A 16,434-nucleotide genomic window follows, 5' to 3' on the forward strand; every position below is an offset into this window, starting at 1 on the left:
ATGACTATCATGTACGGTATCAGCAATTGCGATACAATTAAAAAAGCGAAAAAATTTTTATCTGATAACAATCAAGCGTTCACTTTCCATGACTACCGTAAAGACGGTATCACTGCTGAGCTTATTAATGAATTTGCACAGCACATTGATTGGCAAGATTTAGTAAATAAACGCGGCACAACATACCGTCAGTTATCTGATGAACAAAAACAAAATTTAGATAAAGAATCTGCATTAGCATTACTTGTGGAACAACCTGCGATGATCAAGCGGCCTGTACTGGTTCATAACGGCAAGTATCATTTAGGTTTTAAAGCAGCTCAATACGATGAGATTTTTGCCTAATGACTCACCCTGTTATTGAACTTGCTCAAGCGCTTATCCAGCGTGAATCAGTGACGCCTGAAGATGCCGGTTGCCAAGCGTTAATGAACGAGCGCCTTGAAAAGCTGGGCTTTAATATTGAGTCGCTGTTTTTCACCGACACATTAAATACTTGGGCACGTAAAGGTAAAGAGTCACCACACTTTTGTTTTGCAGGTCACACAGATGTTGTACCCACAGGCCCTGAAAAAAATTGGCAGCACCCGCCTTTTTCGGCACTGGTAAAAGACGGCATGCTACATGGTCGTGGTGCCGCCGATATGAAAGGCTCTTTAGCCGCTATGGTTATTGCCACTGAACGATTTGTGGCTAAGCACCCAGACCACAAAGGCTCGATTTCGTTTTTAATTACGTCTGATGAAGAAGGCCCATTTATCAACGGCACGACGCGTGTAATCGACACTCTTGAAGCACGTGGAGAAAAAATTGATATGTGCCTTGTTGGCGAGCCATCGTCACGAGATGAGCTGGGTGATGTGGTTAAAAATGGTCGTCGAGGTTCATTAACTGGCTTTTTAACCATTAAAGGTGTGCAAGGCCATGTTGCTTACCCGCATCTAGCGCAAAACCCAATTCACCTAGCCGCCCCTGCTTTAACTGAGCTGAGCCAAACCGAGTGGGATCAGGGGAATGAGTTTTTTCCTGCAACGAGCTTTCAGGTTTCAAATATTAATGGCGGAACAGGTGCTGGTAATGTGATCCCTGGTGAGCTTGAAATTCAATTTAACTTCCGCTTTAGCACTGAAGTTACTCATCAGCAACTTCAGCAACGAGTGATTGATATTGTTGAAAAGCATAACCTTAATTACGAACTCAATTGGATAGTGAATGGACTCCCGTTTTTAACCGATCACGGTCCACTGGTTGATGCAACAGTAAGCGCTATTAAACAGGTAACTGGGCGCGACACAGCGCTTGAAACCACAGGTGGAACATCTGACGGCCGCTTTATTGCGCAAACGGGCGCCAAAGTCATTGAGCTTGGCCCGCGTAACGAAACAATTCATAAAGTAGATGAATGTGTCAGTACAGATGATTTAATTCAACTTGCAGATATCTACGAAGCGATTTTAGAGCAACTACTAACATGAACCAGGCTGAATTAGCACTTTGTGCAACAGGATCAAGTAGCTCACATTTAGTTGAGCTACAAAAACATCATTTGCATGTTGATATTGTTGATGATTTTTTAGCGCTACAACAGGCAGCTAAAAAGGTAGGTATTGAACTTACGCTTGCCTCAAGCTTTCGCGATTTTCAGCGTCAAAGTGCTATATGGAATGCGAAATTTCAGGGTTTGCGTCCTGTTTATACTCTTGATCAAAAAGCCTTGGACTTACAGAGTCTTAGTGATACACAAAAGTGTCATGCAATCATGCTTTATTCAGCTCTACCTGGAGCAAGCAGACACCATTTTGGCACTGATCTCGATATTTACGACGCAAATGCGATTAATGATGACTATCAACTTCAGCTTACACCTGATGAATACGCGTGTGATGGCCCATTTGCTCAGCTTAACGACTGGCTTGATGAGAATCTCGAGCGCTATGGTTTTTATCGCCCTTATCAAGAATATAAAGGAGGTGTTGCACCAGAACCTTGGCATATTAGTCACATTACACAATCCCAAGTGATGATGCAGTACTTATCCTTAAACACATTAAAAGACAGAATTACAAATAGCGAAATTGCAGGTAAACATGCGGTGCTAGAAAACCTCAGCAGCCTGTATGAGCGCTTCGTAACAAATATTAACCAACCTAAACGTGTTTCTTAGTAAGTAAGAACACCAATACAGCGCCTAGAATAAGGGCGCTTGCTACCATTAATTGCAATGTAATTTGTTCGTTTAAAAAAATCATTCCTGCAACAATGGCAAGTACAGGCACAGTCAATTGCACAACAGCAGCTTGACTACTTTTTAGCTTTGGTAGGGCCAAATACCAAATACTATAACCCACACCAGATGCAAGGGCTCCAGACGCAACTGCAAGCGCTATCCCGCTGAAAGAGATAGAGGGCCATTGAAAAAAAGCGGCAAAAATAAGCGCGGGTACAAAAATAAGGCTTCTTAAGAAGTTAAACGTTGTGGCTTGTAAAGGAGCGCGACATTGTTTACCGCGAATACTGTATACTCCCCATGCAACACCACTTAATGCCATAAGGATAGCAGGTAATAAAGAAGGAACCGCTGCTGAGGGTAACATTAAGTAAATGAATCCAGCGAATGCAACAATTAAAGCAAACCACTGCAATAATGATAAGCGCTCTTTATTGAAAATACTGTAGCCTATCATCGTCAGCTGTACTGCCGAAAACAAAATAAGCGCCCCTGTTCCTGTATTAAGTTCAACATAAGCAACTGAAAAGCAAACGGCATAGATAAATAAGCTCATTGCACTTAAGTTATTTCCTTTATCGACAGGCTCGTCGCTTGTCACTCTTTTTACTTGCCAACTAAAAAGTAAGAGTAGCATGATGGCACCACTAAATAGCCTAATTGCTGTAAAGCTCCAAGGGTCAATGTCCCCGCTGTGCAATGCCATTCGACACAATAATGAGTTTGCAGCAAAGGCACTAAGTGCTAAAAATGTATATAAGATAGTGGCAAACAAAATTCAGTTATCCTTATTATTTTTATCCGTATAACAGACCTGCTTTATCGTCTATAACTTACGATTTTTTACATAATTTATCATAAAAGGTTAAGGCGCATATGCTAATCTGATTACAGTGTTTAAAAGGAGTGCTCAGTGCGTCGATGTTTGTTTATAGGAGCTGTAAGCTTTTTATCAGGTTGCAGCACCATAGGTATTACTGATCTATTCCAAGATTATGCAACGCAGCTCAAGCCTGTACGACAAGCTGTGAGGCAAAATAATATTAGTAATGCTAAGCAATTATTACCTAGTACGAGTTCATCGCACAGCAATTACTTACTGAATCAGTTAGAAAGTGCGCGACTGGATTTTTTAGCCCAACAAAATGAAACATCGAATGAAACATTCGAGACAATTTACAAACGCGTAGAAGATAAGCGTCAAGCAGCTAAATTACAGATTAGCGCAGGGTTAGAGCAAAGTAACTCACTTTTGACAAATGATACCGTTATAAACTATCAGCCCGCAGCCTATGAGATGACTATGCTGCACAGCTATAAAGCGCTCAGCTATGTGTTTAATTCGCAACTGGAATCGGCACTTGTAGAAGTAAGACGAGCAAATAAAGTACAAGAGGACGCACTAAAGGAAAACCAAGCCATTGTTGATGAACAAGCAAAAAAAGCTGCGCAGGGTTATCCGAGTATGGATGCATTAATTGGTAATGTAAAAAATGGCTTTCAAAATGCCTTTACTTTCTACTTATCAGCAGTGCTTTATGAGGCAAATAAGCAATTTGATGATGCTTATATTGATTACAAAAAGGCATTAGAAATAAATCCCGATAATCAGTATCTTCAACAAGATGTTTTGCGACTGGCTAAACAACAAGGGTTTGCTCAAGAGTATGAGCGTTTCAGCCAACAATATGGTGAGCTAAGTGTTACAGATAAGAACCACGGACAGGTCGTTATTATTGCAGAGCAAGGCCTCATTGCCCAAAAACATGCTTTCAATTTAAGGCTGCCTATTTACACCTCACGAGGTGATGCGCGATTTTATAGTTTAGCACTGCCTATTTATGCAGATATGCCCTTCTCGGTAACTGAAAACACAGTGCAGCTAGAAAACAAAAGCTTGGAGCTGAAACCGATAGTTCGTCTTGAAGCGTTAGCAGCTAAAACACTTGAAGATCAAAGCGCTGGTCGTATATCGCGTCAAGTATTACGACTAATTGCGAAAGAAAAAATGCGCGCTGAACTTGCAAGAAGTGGCGGAGATGTCGGCAATATTTTAGCAAATATTTACAACCTTGCCTCCGAGCAAGCTGATACCCGCAGTTGGTCAACTCTTCCAAGTCAACTAAGTATCGCTCGAACACGTTTAGCTTCAGGTTCACATACTTTGAAAATCAAAGGGCATAACGACCTTGATTTTACTGTTAGTAAGCAAGGGTTAACCTTCGTCTTTCTAACGTCTATTAATAACTATTTAGACTCTCATGTAGTCCAACTCTAGGAGCAATGATGAAACACTTACTGCCACTTTTAATGATTTTGCTTGTTGCGGCATGCTCCTCACGCCCAACCACATCTGGTATCGGTGTTGAGCAAACAGGCCAACAGTATAATCAGCAATTAATCGTCGATAACCCTGAATTAGGAAAGAAACTTGCTATAACAGACGTTAAAACCAGACAAACAAATGGCCTAACTGATGTTGTGGTAACACTGGCTAGTCAGTACAAAAAGTCACAATATCTACAATACCAATTTACTTGGTACGACGCTGATGGGTTTATAATTAAAGGTAACCACTCGCCATGGCAAGCCATAAAACTATTTGGTTTTGCTAAAACACAATTACCGGGCTTAGCCCCGACAGCAAATGCTGTCACCTTCTCGCTTGCCGTGCGTGAAGTGTCAACAGAAGCACAAGAATTTGAAGATTAAGGATACTACTATGAAATTAATTTCAGTTAAGTCGGCTGCAGCCGTTGCAATAACAAGCGCTTTGTTGCTTTCTGGTTGCGCTAATAAAGCGGTCGTTAGCTATGGCGACGCACAAGCGGTTGAAACAGTTGATGTCAATTTTGGTTCAACAGACTTACAAAAAGTGGCGAGCCAAATGACTGATTCATTGCTTGCCTCGCCTGTGGTTGGCACGCTTACAGCAAATAGCCGCCCTATCGTCTTTGTTGAACGTATTAAAAACAAAACCAGTGAACATATTGATACAGAATCCATTACCGATTCCATCTCTACACAATTACTACGCAGTGGTAAGTTTCGTTTTGTTGATATGACCCGCGTTGAAGCTGTTCGTGAACAACTCAACTTCCAGAACGTTGACCCATTAGTCAACCCAAATACTGCAATCGCGTTTGGCCAGCAAGTGGGCGCACAATACATGCTATATGGCAACCTATCGAGCATCGTAAAGTCAAATGCAGATAAGTCTGATGTTTATTACAAATTCACAATGCGCTTAATGGATTTAAAAAGCGGTTTAATTGAATGGGCAGATGAAACTGAAATTCGTAAAACCCGAGAGAAATCGACTTTTGGCTGGTAGCCAGGAGGATATATGAAATACCTTATTAGTTTACTAACTGCGTGCTTATTACTAAGCGCGCCAAGTTACGCCGACTATCAACGCAACAAAGCGGTTCCTGTGCAGCAAGTGTTATTTGGTTCTGTTCAGTCAGTGCGTAATATCACCGAGCAAGAGCTAGTGAATGATAAAACCAATGGCTGGAAAACATTTGGCGGAGCACTTATCGGTGGAGTGGTCGGCAATCAATTTGGCGGCGGTAGTGGCCGTACAGTAGCGACTATTTTGGGCTCAATGATTGGTGGCTCTATCGCTCACAATCAACAACAATCAAGTCGTTATGTTCAATACCAACTGGTTGAATTGATGATCCAAGTAGAAAATGGTGAGCAATTTATGGTTGTACAAGATAAAGACAGCAGAATGCTCTTTAATCAAGGAGATAAGGTCCGCTTAGTCTACCTATCTGACAATACGGTGCGTATTGATAAAGCATATTGATTGGTAAAGAAATCAAAAAGCGAGCCGAAGCTCGCTTTTTTAAGTTTGCCTGTAGTCTGCAAAAAAACGCTGCATTTTACTCATTGCTTGTGTTAAATCATCTTTGTTAGGTAAAAACACCAATCTAAAATGATCAGGATCTGGCCAATTAAAAGCGCGGCCATGCACTAATAAGATTTTCTCAGCTTTGAGTAAATCTAAAATCATGCGCTCATCGTTTTTGATATTAAAGTGTGCCGTATCCACTTTCGCGAATGCATAGAGCGCCCCTTTTGGCTTTTTACAGCTAATACCATCAATAGCATTTAAACCACGCCATGCTATATCACGTTGCACATATAATCGTCCACCTGGGTTAATCAGGTTATCAATTGATTGTACCCCACCTAAGGCTTGTTGAATTGCATATTGTGCAGGCACATTGGCACATAAGCGCATAGATGCCAACATATCAAGACCACGGCTCAAATCTTCCATCATACTGGTGCGGCCGCTTAATACCATCCAACCCATACGAAGCCCCGCAGCACGGTATGTTTTAGCCAAACCATTAAATGTAATGATGGGAACATCATCACACAGCGCCCCAATAGAGCTATGGGTAACACCATCGTACAAAATTTTCTCGTAAATTTCGTCGCTCAATAACAGTAGCTTATGTTCACGAGCGATATTGATAAGCTCCAGTAAGAGATCGTCGCTGTATACGGCCCCTGTTGGGTTATTTGGATTAATTAACACCAATGCCTTTGTTTTTGACGTAATCTTACTTTTTATATCCGCAATATCAGGAAACCAATCTTGCTCTTCATCACAAAGATAATGCACGGGGTTGCCCCCTGCTAACTTAACTGATGCCGTCCATAGCGGATAATCCGGTGCCGGAATAAGCACTTCGTCGTCATTATCAAGTAATGCTTGCGTGGTCATTTGAATCAATTCGCTGACCCCATTGCCGATATAAATATTATCGACATCAAGATTAAACAAACCGCGTTGTTGATAGTGTTGATAAACAGCCACACGGGCTGAGTAGAGGCCTTTAGAGTCACAGTAGCCTTGGGCTGAATACAAATTACGGATGATGTCTTTATGCATATCCTCAGGCATATCAAAGCCAAAGGCAGCAGGGTTGCCAATGTTAAGCTTTAATACTTTTTGCCCTTCTTCTTCCATTTTTCGAGCTTGTGCAAGCACAGGCCCACGTATGTCATAACAGACACCGTTTAGTTTGTGACTCTTTTTTATTTGTGACATGGTTACCTCTACTAATTAATCTTTAGACTAACCTAGTAAAGGGCAACCATGCTAGTGGATTTTTGAGGTTATAACTGAAATAAATTCAAGTTTTTAGCGAGCAGCAAACCAAGCTTGTAATTTTTCTTGTGAGCCTTCAACTTGCGCTTGTAAGTTTTGTGAATTTGCTTTTGCTTTGCTCACTTGCCCCTCATTGAGATCATGCTCTATTTCACGGGCAAGTTCTGATAAACTCATAGCGCCAAATTGAGCAGCATTAGATTTTAAGCTATGTGCATGACGTGCCGCTGATTCGTTATCAACATCAATACAAGCGAGTGCCTCATTGCTCAGCCGTTGAAACTCACTGCAGCAAAAGGTCAAGGTGTCGGCAAATTGATCACCTAAAAGCGATTCCATACCTTCAAGTGCACTTTCGTCTATTGTGATCGTCGTCATCTTTTTCCCTTAATTAAAAACATAATCCTCTCTAGTCGCAACTTTAGTTGCTTACATCAAAAAAGCAAACTACTTCTTACTGATGTATACTAGGCAAAATTAGTAATTTACCTAAGTTTATATGGCTAGAGAACTCTGCCCACATTGTGGCTTTTCGATAAGAACATGTCTATGCGATGCGATAAACATAATTAATAATAAACTAAAAATCATTATATTACGTCATCCAAGTGAAGAAAAAGTCACTAAAAACACAGCGAGACTTTTGCTACTAGGGCTGAATAACTGTGAAATTATCCAAGGTGAGTCTGAGAATGATTTCTCTATACTGGCCAGTCTCCCTAAAACAACAACAGCCGTTTTATACCCAAGTGATGACTCTTTAAAGCTTGATGATTCAAGTCAAGCAATGCGCGACTTTAAAAGCTCATTGACTCATTTAATCGTGATTGACGGGACATGGAAAAAAGCATTTAAAATATTAAAACTCACCCCAACCCTAGAGACATTTAAAGCTGTCAGCTTCAACCGCTTACCTGCTAATAAGTACACAATACGTAAGGCACCTCGCGCTGATAGCTTATCAACTTTAGAAGCCGTAGCACATAGCTTGGCTTTAATTGAAAACTGTGATGTATCACTTTTATATCAACTACTTAACGCACTTATAGATAAACAAACTCAACATATGCCAGAACATGTAAAGGCACGTTACTTGTAATGCGAGTGTCTAAACGATTGAGTGCGGGCTTTTTCCGTCATGGCCCTAATTATCGATTTGATGATCAAGTCGACTTTGATGAAATTCGTGATACCTTTGGTTTTCGAACCATGGTTGTGGGTAACTGGGTTAACAAACAAGAGCGATTGTTAGCAGCTAACCTCATCTATGACGCACTTGCAGACCTTGCGCAAATTCTGCAATTACCGCCAGAAGCGATTGGACTGCGCAAAAAACTAAATTTTGCATTTGGTTATGGTGGTCAAAAAGGCGTACAAGCTCACTATAATGCTCATAGTCAAACTCTCGCTCTTGCTAAAAATGCAGGTGGTGGAGCACTTGCTCATGAGTGGTTTCATGCATTTGACCACCATATTTGTCAGCACATGTTTCCACAACGGCAAAGCATGCAGTTTTGCTCTGCTCTATGGTTGCAACAAACACCAGACTTATCTCATCAGTTAAATCGCTACTTAGATCAATTTTTCCATCATATTTTTTTAGATATTGATGGAAAAAATCCAAATGACTATGTAAACCAATCCATCAAGTTTGATAAAGCGATGCAGCAAATGTATATGAGCATGCCTGAAGAGCTAGCAGCACGTTGTTTTGAAAAATGTATTTCAACACATTCTAGGATAACTAACACCTTCTTAGTCAGTGGCTTGAATGATAGTGGTTTAATATACCCAAGTGATACGCATACAATACAATGTACTGAGATGATGCAGTTGTACTTTAATCAACTAGGTGCGCTTTTACATCGAGGCTGATATCGATTGATTTGAAATTTTGGATCCAACTCACATAGTCATCTGCAGACATTGGCTTTGCAAAATAATATCCCTGACCAACTTGGCAGCCATAACTTTTTAAAATAGCCAAACTCTGCTCATCCTCAATCCCTTCAGCAACCACCTCCGCACCAAGTGTCGTTGCAATATCGCACGTTGCTTTACAGATACTTTTATCATTATTAGAAAACTGCAGATTAAGTACAAACTGCTTATCTATTTTCACTTCATCAAAGCCTAGTTGGCTTAAATATGCCAAAGAAGAATAGCCAGTGCCAAAATCATCAATAGCCAATTTAACACCGATGAGTCTGTAGTCATTAAGTAATACTTTAATTTTTTTACTTTCTTCCAAAGTGGCAGATTCAGTCAGCTCAAGCATCACACTGCTTGGCTCAACACCTTGCTCATTCAACTTAGTGATAAATAACACTGGTAAATCTTTATTGAGCAGGTCCTTCGCCGATATATTAATAGAGATAACATGATTTGGGATGTGCTTAGTAAATATTGCTTGCCATTCAATTCCCCGTGTTACCACCCACTCAGTTAACTGATTAATAACCCCAGATGATTCAGCAATAGGAATAAACACTTCTGGACTAATCGCTCCTAAAGCGGGATGCTGCCAACGCAGTAACGCTTCACAACCGACAACATTCCCCGTTTTTAAGCAAACTTGTGGTTGAAAATACAGTGCAAGTTGGTCTTCCTCAATAGCACTCTTTAATGAGGCTGCAATGAGCAAACGCTGCTCAGACAAACGCGCACTCTCTAAGTCGAACATTCGCCAACGCTCCCCCTGCACCTGCTTTTCACTCATAGCTTGAATAGCACATTGCAGGATTTGTTTGGCGGTATTGCCATGCATTGGATAGTACGAAACACCAATATCAACCGAATCAACTAACTTAATATTATTATGCGAAATCCCCTCTTCAAACACCCCATGTATAACACAAGCAAACTGTTCAATGTGGCTGAGCTCAAGCTCCCCTAAAATGACACACGCGAAAATACTGTCATCGATCCGCGCAATCCACACACCTTCTTCCGAGCGCGTTTCTAATTTTAGGGCGTTAATTGACTGAAGCTGTTGAGTGAGGGCATTAAGCGTCGTATTTATACACTGGTTAGCATGGTCGTAACCAAATGTTGCTCGTGCATTGGTTAACACATGTGGTCTAAACAACATGATTGCAAAATGCTGCTTTTGTGAAACTTTTTTAACCATTTCATCGAGTAACAGTTGCTTGTTAGGTAATTGAGTATCAGCATCATGGGTGAGACTATAGTTAAATGACGCTATGCGATGTCTGTCTTTAAGCAATAAAACCGTACAAATTGACAGTGAACTGATCAACAACACAACATCTTGTATTATATGTTTTCCAACACCAAAGCCATTCCAAATAAGTAAGCTCACAACCTGACATGAAAGTATTATCAGCATACATTGACGCAGCAAGCTCGGATGGTTTTTCTGCTTGTGTAATATAACTGCCGTCGCAACCGACAACACAATAAAGCAGCTACAGCTGACAATATAAACCCAGCTTAAATTAAATGCAGGTAAAAATGATGTCATCAATGCAATAGCAAAAAACATAGCTATTGCCACTAACCATGTTTGATTCAGACCATTGCGGCTGTTTTTTATACTCAAAAATTCGTATAAAAAATAACTTACAAAGCCAAGGGAAAACTCATGAAAAGGCCACTTAGCAGACCAATCAAGACCTGCAACAAGATAGCCGCTTAAGCCGTTATCAATTAAAAAACTAATACTAACTAAAGTAAAATACATCCCTAGAAATAAGTACTTCACCCGTTTAGATACAACATAGTAGACAAGACAAACAAATATACTAATAAGTAGTACACCAATAATTGCACCGTAACTCAGTATTGTTTTATGTAAGTTAATTTCAAACTGTTCGGAATTTACGACCCCTAATTGTAAGTTCATGTCCCTATCGTGTTGAAAGTTTACCAATGCCCAACGGTTTTCAGGCCTATGCTCAATAAGCCAGTGGGGCCTTATATTTGATAAACTTGGTAAGGGGATTAACCGCGCATCATTTTTCGCTGTTGAGGCACTGTCTAAAATATAAAACTTCTTCCACATTAAATTAGGTTCAGCTAGATACGCAACATAAGTTTGCGCATGTGGTAGTTGATGTAAATCGATTACCATCCAATATGATTGGTTGGCTTTAATACGAAGAGTATCGGTATTGTTCGCGGGTAATTTTCTTTGTGTAATCAGCTTTTCATCAAGTTTATCTGCCAAAACACTCAGTGGCTGATTTGACTGAAACAACCACACAGGCAGTTGAGAGGAAAAACTTGAGAAGGATAAAACACACAGCAAGATAGCACATATCGCACAAGCTAGTTGTTTATAAAACCTGACTACGCGCATGTTATATGAATGCATCTTAGCTCCGTGCCACCAAACATAGATAAAAGTATGGGATCTAAGCGCTTAAATTGCCAATTTTATAGGAACTAATTATACAAATGAGGAGGGATTTGCGGCGGTCAAATAAACCACCGCATTAGACTTTACTTGCTATCGTCACTAATACGACTTGCTACAGCTGAGTTTTGATCTTTATATTTTGCATCTTTACGCGTGTTATATGGGTTCTCAGAAGGACTCGTCATTGTTTCAAAACTCATCGCCCCTATCTTCATCATTGGACGCAGTGCAAGTGGTAATTTACCAGAATTATAAAACTCGAGCACAATATTGCCAGACCAACCAGGATCAATACGGTGTGCTGTCACGTGCACCATCAAGCCAAGTCGCGCCAAAGATGAACGCCCATCAAGCCAACCAACAATATCAGCAGGTAGAGTCACTTTTTCGTAAGTAATTGCGAGTGCTAGTTCACCTGGGTGTAGGAAAAAAGCTTCATCCTCATTCAACACGATCTCATCACTCATTATTGATTCCATCGCTTTATTTAGCTGATCTTTTGGTCCACTCAAGTCGACATAGGCAGCGGTGTGATCCTGAAAAACACGAAACTTATTACCCAAGCGTAAATCGACTGTGACTCCTGAAATCATTTCCTTACTTGGCGAGGGCTCAATAACAATACGGCCATCATTAATGTATTGTTGAATATGGGTATCTGATAATCTCATTTATTAATCATCCGTTATAACAATCTCAACAGCGCTTTTCGCCTGCTGGTAATATAAACTGCTCGCGAGAACGCGTGCCGCTGTTTTGTATGTTTCGCTAATAGTTTCTGCGTTATTTTGCGCAATCAAGTGACCTTGCTCAGAGCTTTCACGAATTTCTGTCGCTAATGGAATTGTCGCAAGTACAGGCACCCCATGACGATGAGCTAAAGTAACTGCACCATCTTTACCAAACACATGGTTCGGCTGTCCACAGTGACCACACAAAAAGTAACTCATATTTTCGATGAGACCCAATACAGGCACATTTACTTTATTAAACATTGCGATACCTTTTTGTGCATCTGCTAATGCTAAATCTTGAGGTGTTGTGATGATCACAGTGCCGCTGGCTGGCACTTTTTGGCTCATAGTCAATTGAATATCGCCAGTGCCCGGGGGCATATCGACAATTAAATAATCTAGCTCTCCCCAATCGGTTTCATTTAACAACTGGTTAAGCGCCCCCGAAGCCATGGGGCCACGCCATACGGTCGCATCATCACTCGGAACTAAAAAACCTATTGATTGAGCTTTGAGGTTATGTGCTTCAAAAGGCAGTAGATGTTTATTGTCTGCTGTTTTTGGCTCAGCGCCCTGCAAGCCAAGCAACAGTGGAATAGATGGGCCATATATATCTGCATCCAATATCCCCACTTTAGCGCCTTCTTGCTGAAGTGCCGCTGCTAAATTGACCGCAGTCGTCGATTTACCAACTCCACCTTTACCGGAAGCTACGAGTATAATATGTTTAATCTGCTTAAACTTACTCGCTTCTGAGAGTTTAACTTGGGCTTCAATAGTTACCTCACAAGCCAACTTTTGGTTAATGAATGATTCAATATCATGAATTTCACCCAGCCCTGCAAAAGGTAAAACAAGCTTAACATGCCAACTTTTGTCATCATTTTGCTGGATATCTTTCACCCAGCTTTGTTCTATACCTATCGCAAAAGCACTACTTCGATAAGCAGCTAATGCCTCAAGCATAGGTGCTTTTTCAGTCGATTTTCCAGAGAATATTTTTGACAGTCCAAACATAGCAATAAAATAGCGTTTCTTTGATGAAAAGTGCCACGGAATTATGTAACATTCAAAGCATTAAAACCAGACAATTAATAAATATCATCTGCATGTTAGGCCTTAGCTGACAAATAGGTGGTTAAAATATGATAATCGCGTATTTTAAAGGCGGTTATCCTCAATTCGGAATGATTATGGCACAGCGAAAGATCCTCATAACTAGCGCATTACCTTATGCCAATGGCCCGACTCACTTAGGTCATTTATTAGAATATATACAAACTGATATTTGGGCACGTTTTCAGAAACAACAAGGTCATGAGACCTACTATGTTTGTGCAGACGATGCTCACGGCACTCCAATTATGCTTAATGCGCAAAAGCAAGGGATCACGCCTGAAGAGATGGTTAAAAATGTCAGCATCGAACGTCAACGCGACTTTGCTGATTTTAATATCGAATTTGATAATTATCACAGTACCCACAGTGACGAGAATAAAGCGCTTAGTGAACTTATCTATAACCGCTTAAATGACGCAGGTCACATCAAAAAGCACACTATTTCACAGCTTTTTGACCCGGAGAAAGGTATTTTCTTACCTGACCGATTTGTAACAGGTACATGCCCTACATGTAAATCTGAAGACCAAAATGGCGACAGCTGTGATGCATGTGGCGCAACCTATAGCCCTACAGAGCTTATTAATCCGCGTTCGGTAATGTCGGGCGCAGAGCCAGTATTAAAAGACTCTGAACACTACTTCTTTGACCTACCAGCATTTGAGGGCATGTTAAAAGAATGGTTGCATTCTGGTTCTATCCAACAAGAAATGGCCAATAAATTGGACGAATGGTTTGCTGATGGCCTGCAACAATGGGACATTAGCCGTGATGCGCCTTACTTTGGTTTTGAAATTCCAGGTGCGCCAGGCAAGTATTTCTATGTTTGGTTAGATGCACCAATTGGTTACATGGCGAGTTTCAAAAACTTATGTGATAAAAAAGGTATCGATTTTGATGCATTTTGGGCTGAAGATTCAGATGCTGAGCTTTACCACTTTATTGGCAAAGATATCATTTATTTCCATAGCTTGTTCTGGCCTGCAATGCTTGATGGCGCAAAATTTAGAAAACCAACAAACGTTTTCGCTCATGGTTTTGTGACTGTAAATGGCGCGAAAATGTCAAAATCTAAAGGCACTTTTGTTAAAGCTCGCACTTACCTTGATAACCTAGATCCAGAGTACTTACGTTACTACTATGCTGCAAAACTTAACGGTGGCATTACTGATCTTGATTTAAACCTTGAAGATTTCGCACTGCGTGTAAACTCAGATTTAGTAGGTAAAGTTGTTAATATCGCAAGCCGTTGTGCCAGCTTTATCACCAAGAAGTTTGACGGTAAATTAAGCGACACGGTTATGGACGAAGCATTACTAGGCGAATTCCAAAATGCCGCTGACAGTATCGCTAATCACTACGAAAATCGTGAATACAGCCGTGCTATTCGTGAAATTATGGCGCTTGCAGATAAAGCCAATCAGTTTATTGATGCTAAAGCTCCATGGGTGTTAATTAAAGACGAAACTAAACAACAAGAAGCGCATGATGTGTGCTCACTTGGTTTAAATATGTTCCGTGTACTTATCACTTACTTAAAACCTGTTCTGCCAGGTATGGCTGCTAATGTTGAAGCCTTCTTAAATGACGATTTAGCATGGCAAGGCGCTAAAACGGCACTTAAAGGTCACGCAATCAATAAATTTAAACCGTTAATGCAACGTGTAGAAATGGATAAAGTAAACAAAATGATTGAAGAATCTAAAGAAAGCCTTGTGGCTGAAAAAGATAAAATCGACCCAAACAGCCCATTGGCAAAAGAGCCAATTAGCCCAGAGATTGAGTTTGATGACTTTGCGAAAGTTGATTTACGCGTAGCGAAAATTGCCAAAGCAGAACACGTTGAAGGCGCAGATAAGTTATTAAAACTGACTTTAGATTTAGGTGGCGAAACTCGCCAAGTATTCGCAGGTATTAAATCTGCGTATGCACCAGAAGACATTGAAGGAAAGCTCACGGTAATGGTAGCAAACCTTAAGCCTCGTAAGATGCGCTTTGGTATGTCTGAGGGCATGGTATTAGCAGCAGGCCCTGGCGGTAAAGAAATTTATATTCTTAACCCTGATGAAGGCTCAGAGCCTGGCATGCGCGTAATGTAATCTTATCGCTCTTAATAAAACCGTTGTGTTTTTAGACACAACGGTTTTATTTTGTCTGAAAACTTTTACTGAAACTAAGGCGCTGAGTACAAATCCTTTAAAACACGTTCTTTGCGTGGTAAATAATTATTATCATAATCAAGTGATACTATGACTTTATTGGCTTTACCAAGTAGCTCATCTCGAGGTACAAAACCTATTACTCTGGAATCTGCACTGTTGTCACGGTTATCGCCCATTACTAAATACATATCCTTAGGAATAGTTACTTTAGAAAAATGCTGTAGCAAAGAAGGCGTTTTTGAGACCTGAATAACATGTGCCGCGCTAGGCAAGTTCTCTATTAAAGTTTGCTCAATATCATTCTCTTTTAACTTTGTGTAGTTGATTGCTTGGTCGTTAATGATCAGCTCATTATTAATCATACTGACGGTATCACCTGGTAAACCAATTACTCGCTTAATTAGGCGATTATTAGCTGCTTTAGAGTCAAAAACAATGATATCTCCCACTTCAGGTTCAGCTGTTCTGATTAAGGAAGTGTGAGTAAATGGAAGCCGCAAATCATAAGCCATTTTATCCGTTAGAATTCGATCGCCTTCAACAATTGTTGGATTCATTGAAGCGGTAGGTACTTCATACCAATCAGCCACAGCACTTCTAAATACGCTCATTAAACAAATAAAGATAATGAGCGAGCGGTTATTTTTCCAAAGTTTATATAATCTTTTCATCTTCCCTTT

General features: G+C 40.4%; 17 protein-coding genes. 10 read left to right on the forward strand and 7 right to left on the reverse strand.

Annotated features, from left to right (window positions below; all coding sequences use genetic code 11):
- Genes L3V38_RS05865 through L3V38_RS05875 form a run of 3 tightly spaced genes read left to right on the forward strand, consistent with a single transcriptional unit; the run spans position 1 to position 2,164 of the window.
- Positions 1–345, forward strand: coding sequence for an ArsC family reductase (locus tag L3V38_RS05865; protein ID WP_237118692.1), 345 nt, complete (start codon positions 1–3; stop codon positions 343–345).
- Positions 345–1,475, forward strand: a complete 1,131-nt coding sequence (gene dapE, locus L3V38_RS05870) for a succinyl-diaminopimelate desuccinylase (protein ID WP_237118693.1) — start codon at positions 345–347, stop codon at positions 1,473–1,475. Before L3V38_RS05865 ends, dapE begins: the two co-directional genes overlap by 1 nt.
- Positions 1,472–2,164, forward strand: a complete 693-nt coding sequence (locus tag L3V38_RS05875) for a M15 family metallopeptidase (protein ID WP_237118694.1) — start codon at positions 1,472–1,474, stop codon at positions 2,162–2,164. Before dapE ends, L3V38_RS05875 begins: the two co-directional genes overlap by 4 nt.
- On the opposite strand, the gene L3V38_RS05880 is transcribed toward L3V38_RS05875, so the two are convergent.
- Entirely contained in the window at positions 2,148–3,002 is an 855-nt protein-coding gene (locus L3V38_RS05880) for a DMT family transporter (protein WP_237118695.1), read from the reverse strand. The genes L3V38_RS05875 and L3V38_RS05880 overlap by 17 nt on opposite strands.
- A 138-nt stretch (positions 3,003–3,140) precedes the next feature.
- Here L3V38_RS05880 and L3V38_RS05885 point away from each other — a divergent pair, with 138 nt between their 5' ends.
- Genes L3V38_RS05885 through L3V38_RS05900 form a run of 4 tightly spaced genes read left to right on the forward strand, consistent with a single transcriptional unit; the run spans position 3,141 to position 6,041 of the window.
- Entirely contained in the window at positions 3,141–4,505 is a 1,365-nt protein-coding gene (locus L3V38_RS05885; protein WP_237118696.1) for an adenine DNA methylase, read from the forward strand.
- A gap of 8 nt (positions 4,506–4,513) precedes the next feature.
- Positions 4,514–4,939: a YcfL family protein gene (locus L3V38_RS05890; RefSeq protein ID WP_130149704.1), complete on the forward strand. Its 426-nt coding sequence runs from the start codon at positions 4,514–4,516 to the stop codon at positions 4,937–4,939.
- Between the two features lie 10 nt (positions 4,940–4,949).
- Positions 4,950–5,561 carry a penicillin-binding protein activator LpoB gene (gene lpoB / locus L3V38_RS05895; protein WP_237118697.1) on the forward strand — a complete coding sequence of 204 codons (612 nt, stop codon included), beginning with the start codon at positions 4,950–4,952 and terminating at the stop codon, positions 5,559–5,561.
- A gap of 12 nt (positions 5,562–5,573) precedes the next feature.
- Positions 5,574–6,041 carry a glycine zipper 2TM domain-containing protein gene (locus tag L3V38_RS05900; protein ID WP_237118698.1) on the forward strand — a complete coding sequence of 156 codons (468 nt, stop codon included), beginning with the start codon at positions 5,574–5,576 and terminating at the stop codon, positions 6,039–6,041.
- 39 nt (positions 6,042–6,080) lie between these two features.
- Here the strand turns inward: L3V38_RS05900 and L3V38_RS05905 are convergent, their stop codons facing one another.
- Both L3V38_RS05905 and L3V38_RS05910 read right to left on the reverse strand, forming a co-directional pair.
- The gene (locus L3V38_RS05905) at positions 6,081–7,298 is read right to left on the reverse strand and encodes a pyridoxal phosphate-dependent aminotransferase (RefSeq protein WP_237118699.1); all 1,218 of its coding nucleotides are present in this window, start codon (positions 7,296–7,298) and stop codon (positions 6,081–6,083) included.
- Positions 7,299–7,391: 93 nt separating this feature from the next.
- Positions 7,392–7,736 (reverse strand): Hpt domain-containing protein, encoded by a 345-nt coding sequence (locus tag L3V38_RS05910; protein WP_237118700.1) that lies wholly within the window; start codon positions 7,734–7,736, stop codon positions 7,392–7,394.
- Positions 7,737–7,857: 121 nt separating this feature from the next.
- Here L3V38_RS05910 and L3V38_RS05915 point away from each other — a divergent pair, with 121 nt between their 5' ends.
- Together L3V38_RS05915 and L3V38_RS05920 are read left to right on the forward strand one after the other, a co-directional pair.
- Entirely contained in the window at positions 7,858–8,457 is a 600-nt protein-coding gene (locus tag L3V38_RS05915) for a tRNA-uridine aminocarboxypropyltransferase (protein WP_237118701.1), read from the forward strand.
- Complete coding sequence (locus tag L3V38_RS05920) at positions 8,457–9,233, forward strand: CLCA_X family protein (protein ID WP_237118702.1); 777 nt, start codon at positions 8,457–8,459, stop codon at positions 9,231–9,233. The genes L3V38_RS05915 and L3V38_RS05920 overlap by 1 nt, the downstream gene beginning before the upstream one ends.
- Here L3V38_RS05920 and L3V38_RS05925 read toward each other — a convergent pair.
- The 3 genes from L3V38_RS05925 to apbC all read right to left on the reverse strand — a co-directional run bounded on the left by L3V38_RS05925 (position 9,199) and on the right by apbC (position 13,490).
- Complete coding sequence (locus L3V38_RS05925; RefSeq protein ID WP_237118703.1) at positions 9,199–11,694, reverse strand: EAL domain-containing protein; 2,496 nt, start codon at positions 11,692–11,694, stop codon at positions 9,199–9,201. The two genes, L3V38_RS05920 and L3V38_RS05925, sit on opposite strands and share 35 nt — an antisense overlap.
- 128 nt (positions 11,695–11,822) lie before the next feature.
- The gene (gene dcd / locus L3V38_RS05930) at positions 11,823–12,410 is read right to left on the reverse strand and encodes a dCTP deaminase (protein WP_130149696.1); all 588 of its coding nucleotides are present in this window, start codon (positions 12,408–12,410) and stop codon (positions 11,823–11,825) included.
- A gap of 3 nt (positions 12,411–12,413) precedes the next feature.
- Positions 12,414–13,490: an iron-sulfur cluster carrier protein ApbC gene (gene apbC, locus L3V38_RS05935; RefSeq protein WP_237118704.1), complete on the reverse strand. Its 1,077-nt coding sequence runs from the start codon at positions 13,488–13,490 to the stop codon at positions 12,414–12,416.
- 176 nt (positions 13,491–13,666) lie between these two features.
- Between apbC and metG the strand changes: the two genes are divergently transcribed.
- Positions 13,667–15,691: a methionine--tRNA ligase gene (gene metG, locus L3V38_RS05940; protein ID WP_130149694.1), complete on the forward strand. Its 2,025-nt coding sequence runs from the start codon at positions 13,667–13,669 to the stop codon at positions 15,689–15,691.
- A gap of 74 nt (positions 15,692–15,765) precedes the next feature.
- Here the strand turns inward: metG and lepB are convergent, their stop codons facing one another.
- Entirely contained in the window at positions 15,766–16,425 is a 660-nt protein-coding gene (gene lepB, locus L3V38_RS05945; protein ID WP_237118705.1) for a signal peptidase I, read from the reverse strand.
- Between the last annotated feature and the right edge of the window lie 9 nt (positions 16,426–16,434).

Origin of the sequence: Pseudoalteromonas sp. L1, assembly GCF_021728095.1 — a bacterium.
GTDB lineage: Bacteria > Pseudomonadota > Gammaproteobacteria > Enterobacterales > Alteromonadaceae > Pseudoalteromonas.

Bases quoted from the DNA above. Each gene is read 5' to 3' on its own strand.
- dapE (WP_237118693.1), top strand. From the start codon at position 345: ATGACTCACCCTGTTATTGAACTTGCTCAAGCGCTTATCCAGCGTGAA.
- L3V38_RS05890 (WP_130149704.1), top strand. From the start codon at position 4,514: ATGAAACACTTACTGCCACTTTTAATGATTTTGCTTGTTGCGGCATGC.
- L3V38_RS05900 (WP_237118698.1), top strand. From the start codon at position 5,574: ATGAAATACCTTATTAGTTTACTAACTGCGTGCTTATTACTAAGCGCG.
- L3V38_RS05905 (WP_237118699.1), bottom strand. From the start codon at position 7,298: ATGTCACAAATAAAAAAGAGTCACAAACTAAACGGTGTCTGTTATGAC.
- L3V38_RS05875 (WP_237118694.1), top strand. From the start codon at position 1,472: ATGAACCAGGCTGAATTAGCACTTTGTGCAACAGGATCAAGTAGCTCA.
- L3V38_RS05920 (WP_237118702.1), top strand. From the start codon at position 8,457: ATGCGAGTGTCTAAACGATTGAGTGCGGGCTTTTTCCGTCATGGCCCT.
- lpoB (WP_237118697.1), top strand. From the start codon at position 4,950: ATGAAATTAATTTCAGTTAAGTCGGCTGCAGCCGTTGCAATAACAAGC.
- L3V38_RS05915 (WP_237118701.1), top strand. From the start codon at position 7,858: ATGGCTAGAGAACTCTGCCCACATTGTGGCTTTTCGATAAGAACATGT.
- metG (WP_130149694.1), top strand. From the start codon at position 13,667: ATGGCACAGCGAAAGATCCTCATAACTAGCGCATTACCTTATGCCAAT.
- L3V38_RS05865 (WP_237118692.1), top strand. From the start codon at position 1: ATGACTATCATGTACGGTATCAGCAATTGCGATACAATTAAAAAAGCG.
- L3V38_RS05910 (WP_237118700.1), bottom strand. From the start codon at position 7,736: ATGACGACGATCACAATAGACGAAAGTGCACTTGAAGGTATGGAATCG.
- apbC (WP_237118704.1), bottom strand. From the start codon at position 13,490: ATGTTTGGACTGTCAAAAATATTCTCTGGAAAATCGACTGAAAAAGCA.
- dcd (WP_130149696.1), bottom strand. From the start codon at position 12,410: ATGAGATTATCAGATACCCATATTCAACAATACATTAATGATGGCCGT.
- lepB (WP_237118705.1), bottom strand. From the start codon at position 16,425: ATGAAAAGATTATATAAACTTTGGAAAAATAACCGCTCGCTCATTATC.
- L3V38_RS05925 (WP_237118703.1), bottom strand. From the start codon at position 11,694: ATGCATTCATATAACATGCGCGTAGTCAGGTTTTATAAACAACTAGCT.